A 22,090-nucleotide genomic window follows, 5' to 3' on the forward strand; every position below is an offset into this window, starting at 1 on the left:
TGCCCGTCATGCGGAACTCTGCCAAGCTCATGGTCGTGGTCGCCGCCGCACTGACCCTCGGTGCGTGCGCCAACTCCGAACAGGCCTCCACCCAGCCCCCGGGTTCGACCCAGCAGCCGTCGATCGCGCCCGCCGGGCCGAACACCGGCGTGCCGGGACCGGGCTCGGCGACGGCGCCGCCCGGGCAGCCGACCGGGCCCGAGTGCACGGTGGACCAGATCGAGGTCACCGGTGAAGTGGGCCAGGAGCCGGAGATCAAGCTGCCCGACGGCTGCGCCGCCCCGACCAAGCTGCTGACCAAGGACCTCGAGCCGGGCCAGGGCACCGTGGCCGCCGCGGGCAGCGCGATCGAGGCGAACTACCTCCTGATGACCTGGAGCAACAAGCAGGTCGCGGACAACTCGTACGAAAAGGGCGAGCCGCTGGCGCTGACGCTGGGCGCGCAGCAGGTCATCCCGGGCTGGGAGCAGGGCCTGGAAGGCATGTACCAGGGCGGACGGCGGCTGATCGTGGTGCCGCCGGACCTGGCGTACGGCAAGCAGCTCGGTCACCCGCTGCAGAAGGAAACCCTGGCCTTCGTGGTCGACGCGGTGAAGGTCGCCCCGGGCACCAACTGAGTCCGCTGAGGACACGAATGTGGCTTTGGGGGCCGAATCCGCCCCCAAAGCCACATTCGTGTCGCGGCTTACGGGATCAGCAGTAGCTTTCCGGTGGTTTTCCGGCCCTGCAGGTCTTCGTGGGCTTGGCGTGCGTCCGCGAGGGGGTAGCGGCCGCCGATCCGGATCTTCAGGGAGCCTTCCGCCACGGCGCCGAACAGTTCCTCCGCCCGCCAGTCCAGTTCCTCACGGGTGGCGGTGTAGTCCCCGGCCTTGGGCCGCGTCATGAAGATCGAGCCGGCGGCGTTCAGGCGCAGCGGGTCGACCGGCGGCACCGCGCCGCTGGCGTTGCCGAACAGCACCAGCATGCCGCGCCGCCGCACGCTGGCCATGCTGCCGTCCACAGTGGACTTGCCGACCCCGTCGTAGACCGCCGCGACGCCTTCGCCGTCGGTCAGTTTCCTGGTCGCCTCGGCGAAGTCCACCTGGTCGTACCGGATCACCTCGTCCGCGCCTGCCTCGCGCGCGAGCTGCTCCTTCTCCTCGGTCGACACGGTGCCGATCACCCTGGCGCCCTTCGCCTTGGCCAGCTGGGTGAGCAGCAGCCCGACCCCGCCCGCCGCCGCGTGCACCAGCACCGAGTCGCCCTCCTGGACCGGGTAGGTCGACGAGACCAGGTAGTGCGCGGTGATGCCCTGCAACAGGGTCGCCGCGGCGATGTCGTCGCCGACCTCGCCGGGCACGCGGACGGCGGCCGCAGCGGGCACCCGTGCCTGTCCCGCGTAGCTGCCCGAGACGCCCTGCCACGCCACCCGGTCACCGGTGGAGAACCCGCTCACGCCCTCGCCGACGGCGGTGACCCGCCCCGCGCCCTCCAAGCCGAGCACCAGCGGCAGCTCCACCTGGTACAACCCGCCGCGCTGGTAGGTGTCGATGTAGTTGACCCCGGCCGCGGCCACCTCGACCAGCAGTTCACCCGGCCCGGGCCCGCCCGGGTCGATCTCGGTGAACTCCAGTACCTCCGGGCCACCGGTCCGCTGGATCCGTACTGCTGGGGTGGGCATGCGTCCTCCTCGGTCGTGCGCTTCCTCCTCCTGGCAACTATGGCCGGGGCCACGATGTTCCGCCTACCCGCCGCCGGCCGGATAAGCTCGGCGCGTGGCTGAAGAGAACGAGAAGACGCAACCGGCCGAACCGACCAGCCGTCAGCTGGGCACCGCCCGCGAGTTCGTGGCGAAGCACGGCGAAGCGGGCCGGGCCGTGGTGGAGAACGTCGGCCGCGCCGGGGCCAGGGTGGTGCTGGTCGGCGCGGACGGCGCGCTCGGCGACGTGTTCGTCCCCAGCGTGGAGACCGGCGAGAAGCTGGTGGCCGCGGTCGACGGCCTCGAAGCGTCCACCTGGGACAACGAGACCGTCGGCGCGACCAAGATCGGCGCGCGTCACCGCCGCCGCATGGCCCGCCCGCTCTAACCGGCGGACTCGGCGGGTTTGACCAGCTTGGCGGCCAGGCGTTCCGGCTTCGGCCAGCGCACGTCACGCGCCCAGCCGAGCTTTTCGAACACCCAGATCACCCGCGCCGACACGTCGACCTGACCGCGCAGCACCCCGTGCCGGGCGCAGGTCGGGTCGGCGTGGTGCGAGTTGTGCCACGACTCACCCATGGACAGGATCGCCAGCGGCCAGAAGTTCGACGCCTTGTCCCGGCTGGCGAACGGGCGGTCGCCGACCATGTGGCAGATCGAGTTCACCGACCAGGTCACGTGGTGCAGGAAGGCGATGCGCACCAGCCCGGCCCAGAAGAACGCGGTCACCGCGCCCCACAGCGACCAGGTGAGCAGGCCGCCGAGCAGGGCGGGCGCGGCCAGGCTGAGCGTGGTCCACAGCCAGAAGTAGCGGTTGACCACGCGCAGGTCGTCGTCGGCCAGCAGGTCCGGGGCGAACCGCTCGTAGCTGGTCACCTCGCGCTGGAACATCCAGCCCATGTGCGCGTGCCAGAACCCCTTCGCCAGCGCCATCGGCGAGGTGCCGAACAGCCACGGCGAGTGCGGGTCGCCCTCGCGGTCGGCGAAGGCGTGGTGCCTGCGGTGGCTGGCGACCCAGAAGATCACCGAGCCCTGCACCGCCATGCCGCCCGCCACGGCGAGCGCGATCCGCAGGGGCCGCGCCGCCTTGAACGCGCCGTGGGTGAAGTAGCGGTGGTAGCCGACGGTCACGCCGAGCGTGCCGATGACGTAGAACGCCGCCGCGAGGCCGACGTCGACCCAGTTGAGCCCCCACCCCCAGGCGAAGGGCACCGCTGCCACCAGCGCGGCGAACGGGATGAGCAGGAACGCCTTGAGCACCACCATCTCGGCGGTGGAGCGCTGATGGGAAACGATCGGCTTCGGCCCGGTGGCCGCCGAGGGTGACTTCATGGGCCTGAGCCTATTCGGACATTTGGGCTGGCGGCCCGCGCCCTCGTTAAGCGCCGGTGTCGGTCAGTCGGCGGTCGCGAGTACCGGGGCGTCCGCGGGGTACCTCGACGGCACCGGACCGCGGTCGCGGGTGGCGCACCACAGCGCCGCGGTGGCCACGATGACCAGCGCCGAACCGAGCACGTGGAAGGAGACCAGCGCCTCCGGGATGCCGAGCGCGTACTGCAGGCTGCCGAGCCCGCCCTGCGCCAGCGCGACCCCCCACAGCACGCCGTAGCGCCGCCAGATCGCCGCGGGCACGCCGGTGCGGGAGAAGTTCAGCCCGAGCACCGCCAGCACGACCAGGAACGCCACCAGCAGTCCGCCGTGGACCTGGGCGAGCGTTTCGATGGGCGCGTCGAGGCGCGGGGTGTCGGGGTCGCCGCCGTGCGGGCCGGCCCCGGTCACCGTGGTCCCGGCGACCAGCACCGCGCCGAGCAGCACGACCAGCGCGACCATCAGCTTGCGGCCGAGCGGCTGGATCAGCCAGCGCGGCCGCTCGTCACCCTCGTCGAACGCGCGCAGCAGCATGAACGCCAGCCACACCAGCGGGGTGGAGGCGAGGAAGTGGATCGCCACGGTCCACCAGAGGAGCCCGGCGAGCACGGTCATGCCGCCGACCACGGCCTGGGCGACCACGCCGAGCGGCATCGTCCAGGCCAGCGCGACCAGGCGCCGCCTGCTCGGCTGGTCGATCTGGATGCGCCACGCGGCCAGCACGCACAACCCGGCCACCACGATCACCAGCCCGGTGAGCAGCCGGTTGCCGAACTCGATCCACTGGGTCAGCGCGTCCAGTTCGGGGTGCTCGACCGGGAACATGCTGCCCGGGAAGCACTGCGGCCAGGTGGGGCAGCCGAGCCCGGAGCCGGTGACGCGCACGATCGAGCCGGTCACCCCGATCCCGCCCTGGGTGATCACCGCGGCGATGGCGAGCACGCGCCGCACCACGATGGACGGATAGGGAAGGCGGGCGACGAGCGACTTCAACGGCACGCACCGATGGTAGGCGGCCGGTTCCCCACCCCAGCTGAGAGGTCACGCGGCTTGGACCCACCTCACACCGGCCCCACGCGAAGCCGCGCCGATGGCTGGACCGGCTTCTGGTCCGGCCCCCAAGGCCGGGGCAGAAGGCGGTCCAGCCATCGGCTCAAAAGCGGCTTCGCCGCCTCGGCGGAGCCGAGGCCAAAGACTCAGTTGAGGCGGGTGGTGCGGGTGGCGAGCGCGCCCGCCGCGGCGGCCCACACCGCGAGCACGCCGACCGGGCCCCAGCTGAAGTGACCGTCCAGCAGGGCCGAGCGCAGCCCTTCGGCGAGCGCGCCGGAGGGCAGCAGGGCGACGACGTCGCCGAGCGCGCCCGGCATCGCGGCGGGCACCAGCAGGATGCCGCCGGCCAGCAGCAGCACGAACCACACCACGTTCGCCAGCGCCAGCACCGCCTCGGCCTTCAGCGAACCGCCCAGGAGCACGCCCAGCGCGCCGAAGGCGAAGGTCCCGGCGACCAGGAACACCAGTGCCGCCAGCAGCCCGCCCGGCGACGGCGACCAGCCCAGCAGCGCGGCCACCAGCCCGAGCACCACGGCCTGGATGGCGACCACCACCAGCGCCGCGAGCAACCGCCCGGCGACCAGCAGCCAGCGCGGCAGCGCCGTGGCCGACAGGCGCTTCAGCACGCCGTAGCGCCGGTCGAACCCGAGCGCGATGGCCTGCCCGGTGAACGCCGAAGACATCACCGCCAGCGCCAGGATCCGCGGGGTCACCCAGTCGGCCGCGGCGACGGGGCCCAGTTCACCCGAAGGCAGGATGTCCAGCAGGCTCAGCCCGAGCAGCAGCGCCAGCGGGATGAGCAGGGTGAGCAGGATCTGCTCGCCGTGGCGCAGGGTCAGCGCGATCTCCACCCTGGCGTGCGTGCGCAGCATGCGGCCGAGCGCGCCGCGGCCCGGCGCGGGGGTGAAGGTCCCCGGCGCGAAGCGGGGGTGGCCCTCACGAGCCCTGGTGGCGGTCATCCGCGCAGCTCCCGTCCCGTCAGCTCCAGGAACACCTCTTCGAGGTCCCGGCGGCCGACGTGCAGTTCTTCGGCGAGCACGCCCTGCTGGGCGCACCACGCGGTGACCGCGGACACCACCTGCGGATCGACCACCCCCTCCACCCGGTAGCTGCCGGGCGCGGACTCGCGCACCACGTAGCCCTCGGGCAGCGCCGCCGAAAGCAGCGCGGTGTCGAGCCCGGCTCGCGCGCGGAAACGCAGTTGCGCGGCTTCACCGGCCTCGGCGGTCAGTTCGCTCGGCGCGCCTTCGGCGATCACCTTGCCCCCGTCGACGATGACCACGTGATCGGCGAGCGTTTCGGCTTCTTCCATCAGGTGTGTGGTCAGCAGCACACTGACGCCGTCGGCGCGCAACGCCGCGAGCAGGTCCCAGACCAGGCGCCGCGCCTGCGGGTCCATGCCCGCGGTCGGTTCGTCGAGGAAGACCAGTTCGGGGCGCCCGACCAGGGCGCACGCCAGCGACAGCCGCTGCTGCTGGCCACCGGAGAGCCGTTTGAACGGGGTGCGGCGCGCGCCGTCGAGGCCGAGCACTTCGAGCAGCCACGACGGGTCGAGCGGGCGGGCCGCGCAGGAGGCCACCAGCGCGAGCATCTCGTCGGCACGCACGCCGGGGTAGGCGCCCCCGCCCTGCGGCATCACGCCGATCCGTGGCCGCAACTTCGCGCCCTGGCCTGCCGGATCCAGCCCGAGCACCCGGACGGTCCCGGAATCGGGCCGCTGGAAGCCTTCGCACACCTCGACCGTGGTCGTCTTGCCCGCCCCGTTCGGGCCCAGCAGGGCCAGCAGCGTGCCCTGCGGCATCCGCAGGTCGAGGCCATCGACGGCGGTGACCTTCTTGGTGGATCCGAAGCGCTTCACCAGCCCGGTTATCTCCACGGCGGGTGCACTCACAACAAGCAAGGGTAGAGGTTGCCTCAGGCGGGCTGTCTGCGGCTGGGGTAGACCTCGTCGTCGAGGTGCGCTTCGGACAGCGCGCCGGAGATCGCGGCGGCGTCGGGCCGGGCGAAGATCAGCGGGCACATGCGGCGCACCAGCAGCAACGCCAGCACCACCAGCACGATCGCCGCGGTGTAGGCCTGGAACGGCACGAAGGTCCGGCCGCCGAAGCTGCCGCCGGTGGAGAAGACCACCAGCGAGAGCACCACGCTCGACCAGGTCGCGGCCACCCGGAACCGCGAGGTGCCCGCCGCCGCGGCCAGCGGGATGGCCGCCCACAGCAGGTACCAGGGCTGCAGCGCCACGTGCAGCACCATCACCGCGCCGAGGGACACGCCGAGCCCGATGATCGGGCGGTAGCGCCACTTCAGGCTGTCCCAGATGAACTTCGCGGTGACGATCGCGGCCACCAGGTAGCCGAGGTTGCCCAGGATCGGCACCAGCGCGTTCGTGTGGTTCCCCAGATCGAGTGAAATGCCGAGCAGGCCGCCGAGGTTGCCGAGTTCGGCGGTCGGCGAGATCCACGCCCGCACCAGCCCCGGCGTGTCCAGCGCGCCGATCCAGCCGAAGCCGAGGCCGGTGAGCAGGCTGACCCCGACGAAGACCACCGCGAACACCGCGAACATCGGCGCGGCCGCGCGGAAGAGGTCCTTGATGCCGCCGTGCCAGCGCCGCGCCACCATCACGGTGAAGAACGGCAGCGCCAGGATCGCGCTCACCTTGACCAGCACGCCCAGGGTGATCACCGCCACGCCGAGCGCGATGAACCGCAGTTCGCCGGGGGCCACCGGCGGGGGCGTGTCGCCCTTCACCCGCCTGGGCAGTTTCCGCAACCCCAGTTCGAGCCCGGCGACCATCAGCCCCAGCGCCAGCGCGTCGTTGTGGGCGCCGGCGACCAGGTGGAAGATCAGCAGCGGGTTGAGCGCGCCCAGCCAGAGCGCGGTGGCGGGCTGCACGCCGAAGCGCGAGGCCAGCCGCGGCAGCGCCCAGACGATCAGCACCACCCCGGCCACGGCCAGCCCGCGGTGCAGCATCACGCCGGTGACGATGTTGTTGCCCGACACCTCCGCCAGCCAGCTGCCGAACCGCAGGTAGAGCGGCCCGTAGGGGGCCGGGGTCTCCCGCCACATGTTCGACACGCCCGCGGTCAGCGGGTCGCCGATGCCCAGCGCCTCGGCCGGACCCAGCGCGTACGGGTCCATCCCGCGGCGCACGATCTCGCTCTGCGCCAGGTAGCTGTAGACGTCGCGGGAGAACAGCGGCGGGATGAACAGCAGCGGGGTCACCCAGGTGATCAGCGCCCGGTGCAGCTGCTTCGGCGTGGCCAGCCGGGCATTGGCCGGGCGGGCGAACCGGCCGAGCATCAGCCAGGCGATGACCACCATCAGGATGCCGGTGGCCGCGATCGCCAGCGAGACCGTGGAAATGCGGGCGAACACGCGCAGGACCGGGATCTCCAGCACCGGGTTGATCACCGGGGCGGCGCCCGCCCCCAGTGAGCCGATCGCCAGGAACAGCGACCCGGTGGTGCCGAACCGGCGGATGATCTTGAGTGCGCGCTCCTCGGTGACGTCCAGCGGTTGCGGTACGGCGGGCTCCACGGGCGACCTGGTCTCCACTCCGGCAGGGTATCCACTGGGCTGTCACCGTGATGTCGGTCACCCGCAAATGGCCCTCCTTTGCCCCTCGCCCCGATATACGACACACTTGTGTTGTGAAAAAGACGGGCACCTCGGGACAGCGGCGGGACGGCGACGACCGGACCGCGGCCGCCGGCGTGCCCGCGCAGGCCAGCGCCGACGGCCGGACCCGGCACGAAGTGGCGCGGCTGCTGCTCGAAGAAGGGCCGATCACCGCCGCGGTGGTCGCCGAGCGGCTCGGCATCAGCCCGACCGCCGTGCGCCGCCACCTCGACACCCTGCTCGACGGCGGGGAGGCCGAGGTGCTCGACGCACCCCGGCGCGGACCGCGGGGGAGGGGACGCCCGGCCAGGGCGTTCCGGCTCACCGACAGCGGCCGGGCCCGGTTCGGGCACGCCTACGACGACCTCGCGGTCTCGGCGGTCCGGTTCCTCGCGGAGCACGCGGGCCCGGACGCGGTCCGCGCGTTCGCCGAGAGCCGCGTCGCGGCTCTGGTGGAGCCGCACCGCGACGCGGTGACCAGCTCCTCGGAGCCCGCCTCGCGGGCGGAGGCCCTCGCCACGGCCTTGACCAGGGAGGGTTACGCTGCCTCGACCCGGCAGGTCCGCACGGGCGAACAACTGTGCCAGCACCACTGCCCGGTGGCCCACGTGGCCGCCGAGTTCCCCCAGCTCTGCGAAGCCGAAACCGAGGCCTTCGCGAAGCTGCTGGGTACCCACGTGCAGCGCCTCGCGACCATCGCGCGCGGGGACACCGCCTGCACCACACACGTACCCGCGGAGAATCCGCGCGGTATGGAAGCACCATCTCCGGACGGAGGGAATCCCGTATGACTGCCGCTGCCGAGCAGCGCACTCCCACCACAGCGCCCCTGTCCCAGGAAGAGACAATCGACTCCCTGGGCAACTACGCGTACGGCTGGGCGGACTCCGACGCCGCCGGGGCCAGCGCCCGGCGCGGCCTCAACGAGGATGTCGTCATCGACATCTCGGCGAAGAAGTCCGAGCCGGAGTGGATGCGTGACGCGCGCCTCAAGGCGCTGAAGCTGTTCGACCTCAAGCCCATGCCCAACTGGGGCGCGGACCTGTCGGGCATCGACTTCGACAACATCAAGTACTTCGTGCGCTCCAGCGAGAAGCAGGCCACCAGCTGGGAAGAGCTGCCCGAGGACATCAAGAACACCTACGACCGGCTCGGCATCCCCGAGGCGGAGAAGCAGCGCCTCGTCGCCGGGGTCGCCGCGCAGTACGAGTCCGAGGTCGTCTACCACTCCATCCGCGAGGACCTGGAGAAGCTGGGCGTGCTCTTCCTGGACACCGACACCGCGCTGCGCGAGCACCCGGAGCTGTTCAAGGAGTACTTCGGCTCGGTCATCCCGGCCGGGGACAACAAGTTCTCCGCGCTGAACACCGCGGTGTGGTCCGGTGGCTCCTTCATCTACGTGCCGCCCGGCGTGCAGGTGGACATCCCGCTGCAGGCCTACTTCCGGATCAACACCGAGAACATGGGCCAGTTCGAGCGCACGCTGATCATCGTCGACGAGGGTGCCTACGTGCACTACGTCGAGGGCTGCACGGCGCCGATCTACCAGTCCGACTCGCTGCACTCGGCGGTCGTGGAGATCATCGTGAAGAAGGGCGGCCGCTGCCGCTACACCACGATCCAGAACTGGTCGAACAACGTCTACAACCTGGTCACCAAGCGGGCCAAGGCCGAAGAGGGCGCGACCATGGAATGGGTCGACGGCAACATCGGCTCCAAGGTCACGATGAAGTACCCGTCGGTCTTCCTGATGGGCGAGCACGCCAAGGGCGAAGTGCTCTCGGTCGCCTTCGCCGGTGAGGGCCAGCACCAGGACGCCGGCGCGAAGATGGAGCACCTGGCGCCGTACACCTCCTCGACCGTGGTGTCGAAGTCGGTGGCGCGCGGCGGTGGCCGCACCTCCTACCGCGGCCTGGTCAAGATCGCCAAGCGGGCGCACCACTCGCGGTCCAGCGTGGTCTGCGACGCGCTGCTGGTGGACACGATCTCGCGTTCGGACACCTACCCGTACGTGGACATCCGCAACGACGAGGTGTCCATGGGCCACGAGGCCACGGTCTCCAAGGTCAGCGCGGACCAGCTGTTCTACCTGATGTCGCGCGGCCTGACCGAGGAAGAGGCCATGGCCATGGTGGTCCGCGGGTTCGTCGAGCCCATCGCGCGCGAGCTCCCGATGGAGTACGCGCTCGAGCTGAACCGCCTGATCGAGCTGCAGATGGAAGGGTCCGTCGGCTGACATGACGGCTAGCACTGGAACTGAGAACAACGTGGCCGCCGCCGCGCGGGAGGCCGTCATCCCGGCTGCCTCCCGCGCGGAGCGGTTCGCTTCCTACGACGTCGAGGCCTTCGAGGTCCCCGGCGGGCGCGAGGAGAACTGGCGCTTCACGCCGATGAAGCGCCTGCGCGGCCTGCACGACGGCACCGCCGTCGCCGACGGCCGGATCACCGTGGAGGCCGAGCTGGCCCCCGAGCTCCAGCTGGAAACGGTCGGCCGGGATGACGAGCGCCTCGGCGCCGCGGGCGTGCCGAGCGACCGGATCGCCGCGCAGGCGTACTCCGCGTTCGAGACGGCCACCGTGGTGACCGTGCCCAAGGAGACCCGGGCTTCGAGCGCGAGCGTGGTGCGCCTGGTCGGCCCCGGCGAGGGCAAGACCGCCTACGGCCACCTCCAGGTCCGCGCCGAGGCGTTCGCCGAGGCCGTGATCATCCTCGACCACACCGGTTCGGGCACCTACGCCGACAACGTGGAGTTCGTCGTCGGCGACTCGGCCAAGATCACCGTGGTGTCCGTGCAGGACTGGGCCGACGACGCGGTGCACGTCTCCGAGCAGCACCTGAAGCTGGGCCGGGACGCGGTGCTCAAGCACACCGTGGTCACCCTCGGCGGCGACCTGGTGCGCGTTTCGCCGACCGCGACGTTCGCGCAGCCGGGCGGCGAGGTCGAACTGCTGGGCGTGTACTTCGCCGACGCGGGCCAGCACCAGGAACACCGGCTGTTCGTCGACCACGCGGTGCCCCACTGCAAGTCGAACGTGATGTACAAGGGCGCGCTGCAGGGCGACGGCGCGCACACGGTGTGGATCGGCGACGTGCTGATCCGCGCGGCCGCCGAGGCCACCGACACCTACGAGCTCAACCGGAACCTGGTGCTCACCCAGGGCGCGCGCGCCGACTCGGTGCCGAACCTGGAGATCGAGACCGGGGAGATCGAGGGCGCCGGGCACGCCAGCGCCACCGGGCGGTTCGACGACGAGCAGCTGTTCTACCTGCAGTCGCGCGGCATCGCCGAAAAGCAGGCGCGCCGCCTGGTCGTGCGCGGGTTCTTCCACGAGATCCTGGCGAAGATCACCGTGCCCGAGGTGCGCGAGCGCCTCGAAGCCGCGATCGAGGCCGAACTCGAAGCCGTCGGTGTCTGAGCGCGCTGCCTGATATCCCCCGAACTGAGGAAAAAGAAAGACTCATGGCCACTCTGGAAATCAAGGACCTGCACGCCTCGGTCACCACCGACGAGGGCGCCAAGGAGATCCTCAAAGGCGTGAACCTGACCATCCGCTCGGGTGAGACGCACGCGATCATGGGGCCCAACGGCTCCGGCAAGTCGACCCTGTCCTACGCCATCGCCGGGCACCCGAAGTACGAGGTCACCTCGGGCCAGGTGCTGCTCGACGGCGAGAACGTGCTCGAGATGAGCGTGGACGAGCGCGCCCGCGCCGGGCTGTTCCTCGCCATGCAGTACCCGATCGAGGTGCCCGGTGTGTCCATGTCGAACTTCCTGCGCACCGCGGCCACCGCGGTCCGTGGCGAGGCCCCCAAGCTGCGCCAGTGGGTCAAGGAGGTCAAGGAGGAGATGGGCAAGCTGGACATCTCCGCCGAGTTCGCCGAGCGCAGCGTGAACGAGGGCTTCTCCGGTGGCGAGAAGAAGCGCCACGAGATCCTGCAGCTGGCGCTGCTCAAGCCGAAGTTCGCCATCCTCGACGAGACCGACTCCGGCCTCGACGTGGACGCGCTGCGCGTGGTCTCCGAGGGCGTCACCGAGTACAAGGCGAACAACGAGGTCGGCGTCATGCTGATCACGCACTACACCCGGATCCTCAAGCACATCACGCCGGATTTCGTGCACGTGTTCGCCGGCGGGAAGATCGTCGAGTCCGGTGGCGTTGAACTGGCTGACGAGCTCGAGGCCCACGGCTACGTGAAGTACGCGGGCAAGGCCGAGAACGCCACGGCCGCCGCGGTCTGACGGCCGCTCGCCCCGGAATCCACCACACGACCGAGAGGAGCCGGCCTTGACCACCACCGCCGCCGACTCTGTGCCCTTGGACGTCGCCGCGCTGCGCGCCGACTTCCCCATCCTGTCCCGTACCGTCCGGGACGGGAAACCCTTGGTGTACTTGGATTCCGGGGCCACCGCACAACGTCCGGCGCAGGTGCTCGACGCCGAGCGCCGGTTCCTCGAGACGGCCAACGCCGCGGTGCACCGCGGTGCGCACCAGCTCGCCGAGGAGGCGACCGACGCCTACGAAGACGCCCGCGCGCGCATCGCGGAGTTCGTCGGCGCCACCCCGGGTGAGCTGGTCTTCACCAAGAACGCCACCGAGGGCTTCAACCTGGTCGCCTACGCGATGAGCAACGCGGCGACCGCCGGTGCCGAGGCCGCCCGGTTCAGCATCGGCGAGGGCGACGAGATCGTCATCACCGAGATGGAGCACCACGCGAACCTGGTGCCGTGGCAGCAGCTCGCCCACCGGACCGGGGCGAAGCTGCGCTGGTTCGGCGTGACCGACGAGGGCAGGCTCGACCTGTCCGAGCTGGACTCGCTGATCACCGAGCGGACGAAACTCGTGGCGTTCACCCACCAGTCGAACGTGCTCGGCACGGTCAACCCGGTGGCGACGCTGGTGGCCAAGGCGAAGCAGGTGGGCGCGCTCACCCTGCTCGACGCCTGCCAGTCGGTGCCGCACGCGCCGGTGGACCTGGCCGCGCTCGGCGTCGACTTCGCCACCTTCTCCGGGCACAAGATGCTCGGCCCGTCCGGGATCGGCGTGCTCTACGGCCGCCGGGAACTGCTCGAGGCGATGCCGCCGTTCATCACCGGCGGGTCGATGATCGAGCTGGTGCGCATGGAGGGTTCGACCTTCGCGCCGCCACCGCAGCGGTTCGAGGCGGGTTCGCCGATGACCTCGCAGGCGGTCGGCCTCGGTGCCGCGGTGGACTACCTGTCCGCGGCCGGGATGGACGCGATCGCCGCGCACGAGCACCGGCTCACCGAAGCCGCGATCGCCGGGCTCGGCGAGATCGCCGGCGTCCGGATCATCGGACCCACGGATCTGGCCGACCGCGGGGGCGCGGTGTCCTTCGTGATCGACGGGGTGCACCCGCACGACGCCGGGCAGGTGCTGGACAGCCTCGGGATCGCGGTGCGCGTCGGGCACCACTGCGCGTGGCCGCTGCACCGCCGGATGGGGGTGCCCGCCACCGTGCGCGCGTCGTTCTACCTGTACAACGAACTGTCCGAAGTGGACGAACTGGTGCGCGGTGTGCGCGAGGCGCAGCGCTTCTTCGGGGTGGCTTGATGCAGCTGCAGAGCATGTACCAGGAGATCATCCTGGACCACTACAAGAACCCGCACGGCCGCGGCCTGCGGGAGCCGTTCGACGCCGAGTCGTTCCAGGTGAACCCCACCTGCGGCGACGAGGTGACGCTGCGGGTGAAACTCGACGGCGGTACCGTCACCGACATCTCCTACGAGGGGCAGGGCTGTTCGATCAGCCAGGCGTCGACCTCGGTGCTGACCGACCTGGTGGTCGGGCACACCGTGGAGGAGGCGATGCGGACGCTGGACGCGTTCGTCGAGCTGATGCAGGGCCGGGGCCAGGTGGAACCGGACGAGGACGTGCTCGAAGACGGCATCGCCTTCGCGGGGGTCGCGAAGTACCCGGCGCGCGTGAAGTGCGCGCTGCTGGGGTGGATGGCGTTCAAGGACGCGGTCGCCCGTACCGCGGGTGACGGTTCGAGTGGTTCGAACGGTTCGAACGGAGAGGTGAAATGAGCGAGACCGAAACCGACGCGCCCGCCCACCGCGAGGGCCGCACCGCCGCCGACCTGCCGGAGCAGCAGGCGCCGGCGGCCGACCTCGCCAAGGTGGAGGACCTCGAGGAGGCCATGCGCGACGTGGTCGACCCCGAACTGGGCATCAACGTGGTCGACCTCGGCCTGGTGTACGGCATCCACGTCGAGCCGGACAACACCGCCACCATCGACATGACGCTGACCTCGGCGGCCTGCCCGCTGACCGACGTGATCGAGGACCAGACCGCCTCCGTCCTCACCGGCGGCGCCGGCCTGGTCAAGGACTTCCGGATCAACTGGGTCTGGATGCCGCCGTGGGGCCCCGAAAAAATCACCGACGACGGCCGGGACCAACTACGAGCCCTCGGCTTCACCATGTAACCCCGGGCACCTTCCCTCGCGAAGGTGCCCACACACTCGTGCACCCGAGCCCCACACTCGGGCATGCGAGTTCCACATTCGTGCGCTCGAGTTCTACGTTCGTGCAGTCGAATGCCGCGTTCGCGGAGCCGGGTTCCACACTCACGCAGCTGAGTTCCACACTCAGGTAACCGGGGTGGCCAGGTGAGGCCGTGGAGGAGGCGCGAGCGGTCTCAGGCCAGGACCCCGAGCAGAAGCCAATAGCCGCCGCCTCCGGTGAGTAGGCCGATGAGCAGGCCGCCGGCGATCTCGGCGGGGGTGTGGTGCCGGAGGCTGAGGCGGGACCAGCACACCCAGGCCACCAGCACCAGGAGCAGCAGCACGAGGGCCGTGCCGTAGGTGACCGCGAGGATGAGCACCGCGCCGACGGCCACCCCGGCGTGCATGGAGACCTTGAGCCCGGCGCCGAAGGTGACGGCCACGCTGACGACCAGGCAAGCCAGCATCGCCGCCGCGAGGGCGAGCATCTGATACGGCGCGCCGCCCAGAATCAGCAGGACGAATCCCGCCGCGAGCGAGCCGATGCACGCCGCGAACGGGATGACGCGCCCGGCCCGGTCGGTGACGTGGTGGCTGTCCCACCTGCCTTGCCGGGCACCGCGCACGATGACGGCCATGGGGATGAGCGACCCCGTCACACCGACGACCAAACCCCAGAGCAGCGTCTCGCCGGGATGGAAATCGGTGACCCGCCAGGCGACGACGAGCGGAAGACCGAGTACCCAGACCCACGGCGCCAGGATCTCGGTGCCGAGCCGGGCGAATCGGGATTCGGCGAGTTGTGCTTCCTGCATGGCAGGCATGTTAGCGTTCGTATAACAGCCTATACTGCCGCGCTTCGGACTTCCGGATGGTGGACGGCGGCGAAGGGCAGGTTCGGATGATCGGGTGAGGAGCCAGCTCTTCTCGCGCCGGTTCCGGGTGCCCGGCAACTCGGCGACCTGCGGGCCGATCGCCGAACCGCGGCTGGTTCACTCCGGCCGCCGGGCTGTTCAAAGCACTCATCTGAGCCGTCGCTGCGTCCGGAACACCACGAACAGCAGCCGCAGCCCGACCAGGAGGCTGACCACCAGCAGGTGGTAGCCGAACAGCTGGTTCAGCGAGACGTCCGGCAGCACCCGCGGCCCGCTCGCGCTGCCGAGCAGCAGTACCGCCATGATCCCGGTGGCCAGGCCGGTCGCGGCGAGCAGGATCTCGTGCAGCCAGCCGGTGATCACCTGGCGGTCGCGTTCGTCGGCGAACAACCGCACGTTGACCGACAGCCTGCCCTGCTCCAGCGCGGAACTGATCCGGTCCAGCCGCCGCGGCAGCCGCCGCATCACCGGCAGCAGCGACATCAGCTCGTCGGTGGCGGCCTGGCGCAGCGAGTCCGGGCGCAGCTTCTCGCCCACCTTGGCCATGGCGAACGAGCGCGACTCGCTCATCACGTCGAACCCGGGTGACAGCAGGCCCAGTGTGCCCTCCATGGTGGCCAGCGCGCGGAACACCGCGGCGATCGGCGGCGGCACCGACAGCCGGAACCCGGAGATCACCTTGAACAGGTCGGTGAACAGGTCCAGGTCCGGTGCCTGCCGGTGGCTGAAGTGCTTGGCCACCAACGCACCCAGCGCGCGTTCGAGCCGTCGCTCGTCGATGTCGTCGGGCCGGTCGACGATCTCCAGCAGGCCGTCGCGCAGCGCCGCCGGGTCACCGTGGTCGATCGCGGCGAGCAAGTTCTGCAGCCCGCCGCGCAGGCTCGCGTCGAGCCTGCCGACCGAACCGAAGTCGAGCAGGCCGAGCCGCCCGTCGGCGAGCACCAGCACGTTGCCCGGGTGCGGGTCCGCGTGGAACACCCCGTGCAGCATCACCTGGTGCAGCAGGCAGTCCAGCAGCGAGCGCGCCAGCGCGGGCCGCCGGTCGGCACGCACCGCGGCCGAGTTCAGCGGCGCTCCCTCGAGCCTGCTCATCACCAGCACGCGTTCGGTGGACAGTCCTTCGTGGACGGTCGGCAGCGCCACCGAGTCGTCCGGCCGCGCGGCTCGCACCGACGCCAAGTTCCGTGCCTCCACCCGGAAATCCAGCTCCTCCACCAGTGCGACGGCGAAGCCCTCGGCGAGTTCGGTGACGCCGAGCGAGCGCGCCCACCGCGTGCGCAGTTCCAGCGAACGCGCCACCCGGTGCACGATGTCGAGATCCCGCTCGACCACGCGGCGGACGTCGGGCCGCTGCACCTTGACCACCACCTGCTCACCCGAGCGCAGCTTCGCGCGGTAGACCTGCGCGATCGACGCCGCGGCGATCGGCTCCGGGTCGAACTCGGCGAACACCTCGGCGGGCGGCGCGCCCAGTTCGTCCTCGAGCACCCGCTCGATCAGCCCGGCCGGGGCCAGCGCGACCCCGTCCTGCAGCCGGCTCAGCTCGTCCAGGAACGGCTGGGACAGCAGGTCGGGCCGGGTGGACAGCACCTGCCCGAGCTTGACGAAGGCGACCCCGGCCTCTTCGAGCGCCTTGCGCAGAGACCTGGCCAGCGCGGCTTCCCGGCTGCGATCGGGGTCGCGCCGCCCGCTCAGGTACGGGCCGAGCCCGTGCTTGACCGCGATCCGGGTGATCTGCGAGTACCGGCGCCCGCGGGCGGCCTTCGCCCGTGCCGCCCGGATCCGCCCGAGCAGGCCGAGCCCGCCGCCGGTCGGCAGCGCGAGTTCGGCGACGAACAGGAAGACCAGCGTGGTGACGAAGGCGGCCCCGGCGATCGGTACGAGCAGGCCGACGAACGCGGCCGGACTGTCCGGGTCCACCGGGGGCAGCAGGGTGAACACCCCGGTGACCACCAGCCAGCCGAGCAGGGCCCCGGCGAGCGCGCGGACGGTGCCGATGCGCACGCCGAGCACCCGGCGCGAGGCGGCCACCAGCGGCCACAGGAACACCACGTATAACGGGAGACTGAGCAACCCGAAGAGCAAAGAGGACACTCACGGAGTAGAGCAGTCCAAGATGAGCCGAGGGGTCCACCTCGCGCGGGGCAGCCCTCCCTCCGGAGAGGGAACCCCGGGTCGCGCGCACCCGCCTACGATCGGATCGTGCGCGTGCTGAACCCGGTGGTCGACCGGTCGACCTACCGCCGCTGGGCCTACCTGATCCTCGGCGGCGCGCTTTCGGTGCCCTACCTGATCTTCGCCTCGATCGCCATCCCCTCGGTGAGCCCGTTCGCGGCCACCGTCGGCATGGCGGCACTGGTCGGCGGGCTGGCGGCGCTCCTGGTCATGGCCACCACCTCGTTCCTGCCCGCGGTCCGCGTGCTGGAAGGCACCGCCGTGCGCGAACTGCTCGACGACCCGGCGCCGGGCGCGAGCTTCGGCCGCGCGGAGAACTGGCCGGTGCGGCTGCGCTCGAGCGCGATGTTCCTGCTGCACGTGGTCAGCGGGAGCGTCTTCAGCTTCCTGAGCCTGGTCCTGCCGGTGCTCTTCGGGTTGTCGCTGGCCGGGCCGTTCACCGGGCGGATCGCCATCGCCACCGAGGAGGGCATCCCGGTGCCGCGCGGCTGGGCCGGTGCGTGGATCCCGGCGCTGTTCCTGCTGTCGGTGATCGGGCTCGTCTACGCGGTCTCGGCAGCCGGTGCCCTGCTCAGCCGGGCGGCGGCGGTGCTGCTCGGGATCTCGGCGGCGGACCGCATCGCCCAGTTGGAGAAGCGCACCGAGCAACTCGCCGAGCGCAACCGGCTCGCCAGGGAACTGCACGATTCCGTGGGGCACGCGCTGAGCGTGGTGACCATCCAGGCCGGGGCCGCACGGCGCACGCTGCGCCGCGACCCCGACTTCACCGAGCGCGCGCTGGAGGCCATCGAGGATTCCGCCCGCTCCGCACTGGAGGACCTGGACCACGTGCTGGGCCTGCTGCGCGAGGAGAAAGCGGGCAAGGCACCGCAGGCGGGGCTGACCGAACTGCCCGGCCTGCTGGAGGCGACCCGGCTGGCGGGCGTGCCGGTGACCGCGGAGGTCACCGGGGAACCGGCCGAGGTACCCGCCGTGGTTTCCCGCGAGGCGTACCGGATCCTGCAGGAATGCCTGACCAACGTGCTGCGGCACGCGGGTAAGGTCCCGGTCGGCGTGCACGTGGCGATCGGCGGCGAACGGCTGGACCTGCTGGTGCGCAATCCCGCCGGGGCGCCGGTGGCCTCGCGCGGCACCGGCGGGCGCGGCGTCCGCGGCATGGCGGAACGGGTCGAGGTCCTGCGCGGGGAGTTCAGCGCCGGGCGCAACGGAGAACACTGGGAGGTCGTGGTGGGATTGCCTTGGGGTGCCGGGAAATGAGCGGTCCGGGGGTCCGGGGGTCGTCCCCCGAGGGGACGGCCCAGCGCATCGGTGTGCTGCTGGTCGACGACGAGCAGCTGATCAGGGCGGGGCTGCGGGCGATCATCGAGTCCGAGCCGGGGCTGACCGTGGTGGGGGAGGCCGGCGACGGCGCCGAGGTGCCCGGACTGGTCAGCAGGCTGCGGCCGGACGTGGTGCTGATGGACGTGCGGATGCCCGCGGTGGACGGCATCCGCGCCACCGGGCACCTGATGTCCACAATGGACAACCCGCCGAAGGTCGTGGTGGTGACCACCTTCGAGAACGACGACTACGTCTACGAGGCCCTGCGTGCGGGAGCGAGCGGCTTCCTGCTCAAACGCGCCCGGCCGGAGGAGATCGTCTCCGCGGTGCGCACGGTCTCGGCGGGCGACTCGCTGCTCTTCCCAGCCGCCATCCGCCGCCTCGCCGCCGCCCACGGCGACACCGGCACCCAGGACCGGCTCGCCGGGGCCGGGCTCACCGAACGCGAGTCCGAGGTGCTCCGCCTGGTCGCCAAAGGACTGTCCAATGTGGAAATCGCCAGTGAGCTGTTCCTCGGCGTGCAGACGGTGAAGACCCACGTCGGCAACCTGCTGGCGAAACTGGGCGCGCGCGACCGCACGCAGGCGGTGATCAGGGCCTACGAATCCGGTTTCATCAAGCCGGTGGGTTGAGGCGTGCTTCCCGACCGCCCCGGCCGCGCAGGACTTCGACGCGGTCGGAGCCGGGGCGCCCGAGGACCCAGCTCGACCCGGGTACCTCCTTGGCCCGTTTCTTCAGCGGTGCCAGCAGTTTCGACACCTCGCGGTAGGAACCCACCGACGCGGTCGTGCAGACCAGCGTGGCCAGCGAGACCGACACCGGACGGCCGTCGGCCGACCACGAGGTGTCCACCATCGCGGCGGCCAGGGTGGCGATCTCGTCCACGTCGCAGGCGACCAGGAAGTCGTCGCCGCCCACGTGGCTCAGGGTCACCTTGGGCAGGCGCGCGGCCACCTCGGTCAGCGCGCGGCCGAGTTCGCGGATGAGGTCGTCGCCCGCGGCGAAGCCCACGTTGTCGTTGACCGCCTTGAACGAGTCCACGTCCAGCCAGGCGGCGACGAACGGCTCGCGGGCGGCGATCCGGCGGTCGATGTCCCTGGCCACGGTGTCGGAGCCGGGCAGCCGGGTCAGCGGGCTGAGCGCGGTGGCCTCCTCGACCTTCGCCTCCGCCACCCCTCGCACCACCTCGGTCACCAGCACCACGCCGAGGCACCGGCCGCGGCGGTCGACCACCACCACGTCGTCGCCGGTGCGGTCCCAGTCGGCGTCGGCCACCACGTCGAGCAGTTCCAGCGCCGAGGCCTCGGCGTCGATCGTGTGCGGGGTGTCCGCCAGCCGGCCGGCGGAGCGCTTGGCGTGCAGCGCGTGCCCGTACGGGCCGGTGAAGGCGAGCAGGAACCGCGCCCGGTCGACCGACCACAGTGGACGTTCGCGGTCGTCCACCCCGACGATGCCGGTGACCCGGTCCGAGGCGGCCAGCGCTTCCCTGACCTCTTCACAGGTGGCCGAGGCAGGCAGGGTGGTGGCCGGCTTGAGGAAGTCCTTGACCCGGGGTGCGGCCTGCCGGGTGACCTGCTCGGTGGTCACCGGCAACGGGGTGGTCATGCCCTCGAGCCAGCTGTCGTGCTCGGTGCCGGTGAACAGCGGCCCCTGCGCCACCCGGATGCCGAGCCCGCGCACCACCTCCAGGTGCGCGGGGTTCTCCACGCCGGTGGCCACCAGCCGGGCGCCGGTGCGGGACGCGAAGTGCAGCAGGGCCTCGAAGATCGCCGCCGAAGCCGGGTCACCGGGGGCGCGGGTGGTGAGCGTGCCGTCGACCTTGAGCGTGCTCGCCGGCGCGGCGGCCAGCAGCGCCAGCGGCAGGTCGCCGCGGCCGAGCCCGTCCAGCGCCAGCCGGAAGCCGAGGTCGGTCAGCGCGGCCATGCTGTCGAGCAGGTCCGCCGGGCGCACCCGGCCGAACGGCGGGCCGATCTCCAGCACCACCTCACGCGGCCGCCTGCCGACCTCGTCCAGCACGTCGAACAGCGGGGTGAACCGCGCGGCGCCCTCGGCGACCGAGGCGGCGGTCAGGTTCAGGTGCAGCGGCAGCAGTGCCTGCCCACCGGCCTCCTGGCGGACGGCGTGCGCGGCCAGTGCCACGTCGGTCTCGGCGAGCCTGCCCGCGCGGGCGGCTTCGTCGAGCAGCCTGGCCACCGAGTGCTCCCCGTGGCCGGCGCGGGCGAGCGCTTCCAGCGCCACGGCACCGCCGGTGTGCAGGCTGTACAGCGGCTGGAAGGCGAAGCTGACGGCGATCTGGGGCGGACCCACGACCGCATGGTGCCCACCCCGCGGCGACTTCGGGTGGTCTGTAAACAGAAGTTCACCGGCTGGTCGCGCAATTAGACCATCCGGGCGCGGATCCGCCAGGGTGCCCGCCGGAAAAGGCCCATCATGGCGGCGGTCATCCCGGTCAGGTCCTCACGCCCGGAGAGATAGGCGCGCTGCGAAGCCGGGTCGAGCGCGAAGAACATTTCGAAGAATTCCGGCACCTGCGCCGGCGGCAGTCCGGTCAGTACGCGCAGCCCGAACTTGCGCAAGGCGTGCACCTGGCGTGCGCGAGCAGAGGCCACCACCTGCCGTGCGGCACGATCGGCGGCGGCGGGATTTCCGGCATTCGCGATGGCCTGGGCCACCGGATCAGCGAGCCGCAGCGAAGTGCCGACGCTGTAACCGGTCGCCGGGTGCACGAAGCCCCCCGCGACACCGAAGGCGAGCGTGCGCGGAATGGGCAGATCGAGCGGAATGCGCACGCGTTCGGGATCACGTGGTTCGGCGATTCCCGCGGCGGCCAGGCGTGAGCGCAGGCGGGTGGAAAGAATGCCTTGCGCGAGCCCGGGTTCGCGCGCCAGGCAGGTTTCCTCGACGAGCGTCCGACCGTCGCCGAGCGGCAGCGAATAGAGAAAAGTCGGCGTTTCCTCGCCACCCCGATCCGGTGCGGGCCGCCAGTCCATGAACACGGCTGTGCCGGGGGAGTGGCCGGTCACCCGCTCGGCCAGATCATCGGGCAGCGCGAGCCCGAACGCGGTCTGTTCCGCGGGCCGCCGCGCCGGGCCGCCGGACAGCGCGCGCCGGGCGCCGGTGGCGTCGACGGCCACCGAGCAGGCCAGCCGCCTGCCGTCGCCGAGGGTGACCGTCGCGCCACGAGCGCCGCGGATCACCTCGGTCACGCGCCCGGTGATCGTCTCGACGCCCGGATCGGCCAGCCAGGCACGCAGACCGGCGTTGTCGAGCACGACGTACTCGCGGTCGATCGCGTGCGTGGTGAGGGCCGTGACCAGCACGGTGTGCGGCGCGGCGGCCACAGCCGAATCGGGCAGGCCTGGCACCTCGTCGCGCCAGAGGCCGTAGGTCGGCGTCCACGGGCGCCGTGGTGCCGGGTCGATCAGCACCGTCCGCAGTCCGGCGCGGGCGCAGGCCCCGGCCAGCGCCCAGCCTGCCGGGCCCGCCCCGGCGATCACGGTGTCCATTCGCGAATCCCACCACAGGCGCCGTTAGGGTG

General features: G+C 71.4%; 21 protein-coding genes. 11 read left to right on the plus strand and 10 right to left on the minus strand.

Annotated features, from left to right (window positions below; genetic code table 11):
- Positions 1-8 precede the first annotated feature (8 nt).
- Positions 9-617, plus strand: a complete 609-nt coding sequence (locus L3Q67_RS27930; RefSeq protein WP_499184406.1) for an FKBP-type peptidyl-prolyl cis-trans isomerase — start codon at positions 9-11, stop codon at positions 615-617.
- Positions 618-685: 68 nt separating this feature from the next.
- Here L3Q67_RS27930 and L3Q67_RS27935 read toward each other — a convergent pair whose 3' ends face one another.
- Positions 686-1,660, minus strand: coding sequence for a quinone oxidoreductase family protein (locus L3Q67_RS27935; RefSeq protein ID WP_499184407.1), 975 nt, complete (start codon positions 1,658-1,660; stop codon positions 686-688).
- A gap of 94 nt (positions 1,661-1,754) precedes the next feature.
- Here L3Q67_RS27935 and L3Q67_RS27940 point away from each other — a divergent pair, with 94 nt between their 5' ends.
- Positions 1,755-2,066, plus strand: coding sequence for a hypothetical protein (locus tag L3Q67_RS27940; protein ID WP_499184408.1), 312 nt, complete (start codon positions 1,755-1,757; stop codon positions 2,064-2,066).
- Here L3Q67_RS27940 and L3Q67_RS27945 read toward each other — a convergent pair.
- The 5 genes from L3Q67_RS27945 to mptB form a co-directional block, all read right to left on the minus strand.
- Positions 2,063-3,010 carry an acyl-CoA desaturase gene (locus L3Q67_RS27945; RefSeq protein WP_499184409.1) on the minus strand — a complete coding sequence of 316 codons (948 nt, stop codon included), beginning with the start codon at positions 3,008-3,010 and terminating at the stop codon, positions 2,063-2,065. The genes L3Q67_RS27940 and L3Q67_RS27945 overlap by 4 nt on opposite strands.
- Before the next feature lie 63 nt (positions 3,011-3,073).
- Entirely contained in the window at positions 3,074-4,045 is a 972-nt protein-coding gene (locus L3Q67_RS27950; protein ID WP_499184410.1) for a COX15/CtaA family protein, read from the minus strand.
- A 197-nt stretch (positions 4,046-4,242) separates the two neighbouring features.
- Positions 4,243-5,055, minus strand: a complete 813-nt coding sequence (locus tag L3Q67_RS27955; RefSeq protein WP_499184411.1) for an ABC-2 transporter permease — start codon at positions 5,053-5,055, stop codon at positions 4,243-4,245.
- On the minus strand, positions 5,052-5,987 hold the full coding sequence (locus tag L3Q67_RS27960) for an ABC transporter ATP-binding protein (RefSeq protein WP_499184412.1): 936 nt from the start codon (positions 5,985-5,987) through the stop codon (positions 5,052-5,054). The genes L3Q67_RS27955 and L3Q67_RS27960 overlap by 4 nt, the downstream gene beginning before the upstream one ends.
- 23 nt (positions 5,988-6,010) lie before the next feature.
- Positions 6,011-7,651 (minus strand): putative hexosyltransferase, encoded by a 1,641-nt coding sequence (gene mptB, locus L3Q67_RS27965; protein WP_499184413.1) that lies wholly within the window; start codon positions 7,649-7,651, stop codon positions 6,011-6,013.
- A gap of 95 nt (positions 7,652-7,746) precedes the next feature.
- Between mptB and L3Q67_RS27970 the strand changes: the two genes are divergently transcribed.
- The 7 genes from L3Q67_RS27970 to L3Q67_RS28000 are packed head-to-tail and all read left to right on the plus strand — an operon-like array spanning position 7,747 to position 14,164.
- Complete coding sequence (locus L3Q67_RS27970; RefSeq protein WP_499184414.1) at positions 7,747-8,505, plus strand: helix-turn-helix transcriptional regulator; 759 nt, start codon at positions 7,747-7,749, stop codon at positions 8,503-8,505.
- Entirely contained in the window at positions 8,502-9,950 is a 1,449-nt protein-coding gene (sufB, locus tag L3Q67_RS27975) for a Fe-S cluster assembly protein SufB (protein ID WP_499184415.1), read from the plus strand. The genes L3Q67_RS27970 and sufB overlap by 4 nt, the downstream gene beginning before the upstream one ends.
- Before the next feature lies 1 nt (position 9,951).
- Positions 9,952-11,130, plus strand: a complete 1,179-nt coding sequence (sufD, locus tag L3Q67_RS27980; protein ID WP_499184416.1) for a SufD family Fe-S cluster assembly protein — start codon at positions 9,952-9,954, stop codon at positions 11,128-11,130.
- Between the two features lie 44 nt (positions 11,131-11,174).
- On the plus strand, positions 11,175-11,954 hold the full coding sequence (gene sufC / locus L3Q67_RS27985) for an ABC transporter ATP-binding protein (RefSeq protein WP_499184417.1): 780 nt from the start codon (positions 11,175-11,177) through the stop codon (positions 11,952-11,954).
- Positions 11,955-12,000: 46 nt separating this feature from the next.
- Complete coding sequence (locus tag L3Q67_RS27990) at positions 12,001-13,287, plus strand: cysteine desulfurase (protein WP_499184418.1); 1,287 nt, start codon at positions 12,001-12,003, stop codon at positions 13,285-13,287.
- On the plus strand, positions 13,287-13,763 hold the full coding sequence (gene sufU / locus L3Q67_RS27995; RefSeq protein WP_499184419.1) for an iron-sulfur cluster assembly scaffold protein: 477 nt from the start codon (positions 13,287-13,289) through the stop codon (positions 13,761-13,763). Before L3Q67_RS27990 ends, sufU begins: the two co-directional genes overlap by 1 nt.
- Positions 13,760-14,164 (plus strand): metal-sulfur cluster assembly factor, encoded by a 405-nt coding sequence (locus L3Q67_RS28000; RefSeq protein WP_499184420.1) that lies wholly within the window; start codon positions 13,760-13,762, stop codon positions 14,162-14,164. The genes sufU and L3Q67_RS28000 overlap by 4 nt, the downstream gene beginning before the upstream one ends.
- 212 nt (positions 14,165-14,376) lie before the next feature.
- Here the strand turns inward: L3Q67_RS28000 and L3Q67_RS28005 are convergent, their stop codons facing one another.
- Together L3Q67_RS28005 and L3Q67_RS28010 are read right to left on the minus strand one after the other, a co-directional pair.
- Positions 14,377-14,997 (minus strand): hypothetical protein, encoded by a 621-nt coding sequence (locus L3Q67_RS28005; RefSeq protein WP_499184421.1) that lies wholly within the window; start codon positions 14,995-14,997, stop codon positions 14,377-14,379.
- 207 nt (positions 14,998-15,204) lie between these two features.
- A complete protein-coding gene (locus L3Q67_RS28010) occupies positions 15,205-17,151 on the minus strand; it encodes an ABC1 kinase family protein (protein ID WP_499184422.1) in 1,947 nt (648 codons plus the stop codon).
- A gap of 108 nt (positions 17,152-17,259) precedes the next feature.
- Between L3Q67_RS28010 and L3Q67_RS28015 the strand changes: the two genes are divergently transcribed.
- Positions 17,260-18,489, plus strand: a complete 1,230-nt coding sequence (locus L3Q67_RS28015) for a sensor histidine kinase (protein ID WP_499184423.1) — start codon at positions 17,260-17,262, stop codon at positions 18,487-18,489.
- A complete protein-coding gene (locus L3Q67_RS28020) occupies positions 18,486-19,184 on the plus strand; it encodes a transcriptional regulator (RefSeq protein WP_499184424.1) in 699 nt (232 codons plus the stop codon). Before L3Q67_RS28015 ends, L3Q67_RS28020 begins: the two co-directional genes overlap by 4 nt.
- Here the strand turns inward: L3Q67_RS28020 and L3Q67_RS28025 are convergent.
- Positions 19,168-20,859 carry a GGDEF domain-containing protein gene (locus L3Q67_RS28025; protein WP_499184425.1) on the minus strand — a complete coding sequence of 564 codons (1,692 nt, stop codon included), beginning with the start codon at positions 20,857-20,859 and terminating at the stop codon, positions 19,168-19,170. The two genes, L3Q67_RS28020 and L3Q67_RS28025, sit on opposite strands and share 17 nt — an antisense overlap.
- Positions 20,860-20,930: 71 nt before the next feature.
- On the minus strand, positions 20,931-22,058 hold the full coding sequence (locus L3Q67_RS28030) for a lycopene cyclase family protein (protein WP_499184426.1): 1,128 nt from the start codon (positions 22,056-22,058) through the stop codon (positions 20,931-20,933).
- Positions 22,059-22,090: the final 32 nt, after the last annotated feature.

It is taken from the genome of Saccharothrix sp. AJ9571 (genome assembly GCF_021725495.1).
GTDB lineage: Bacteria > Actinomycetota > Actinomycetes > Mycobacteriales > Pseudonocardiaceae > Amycolatopsis > Amycolatopsis magusensis.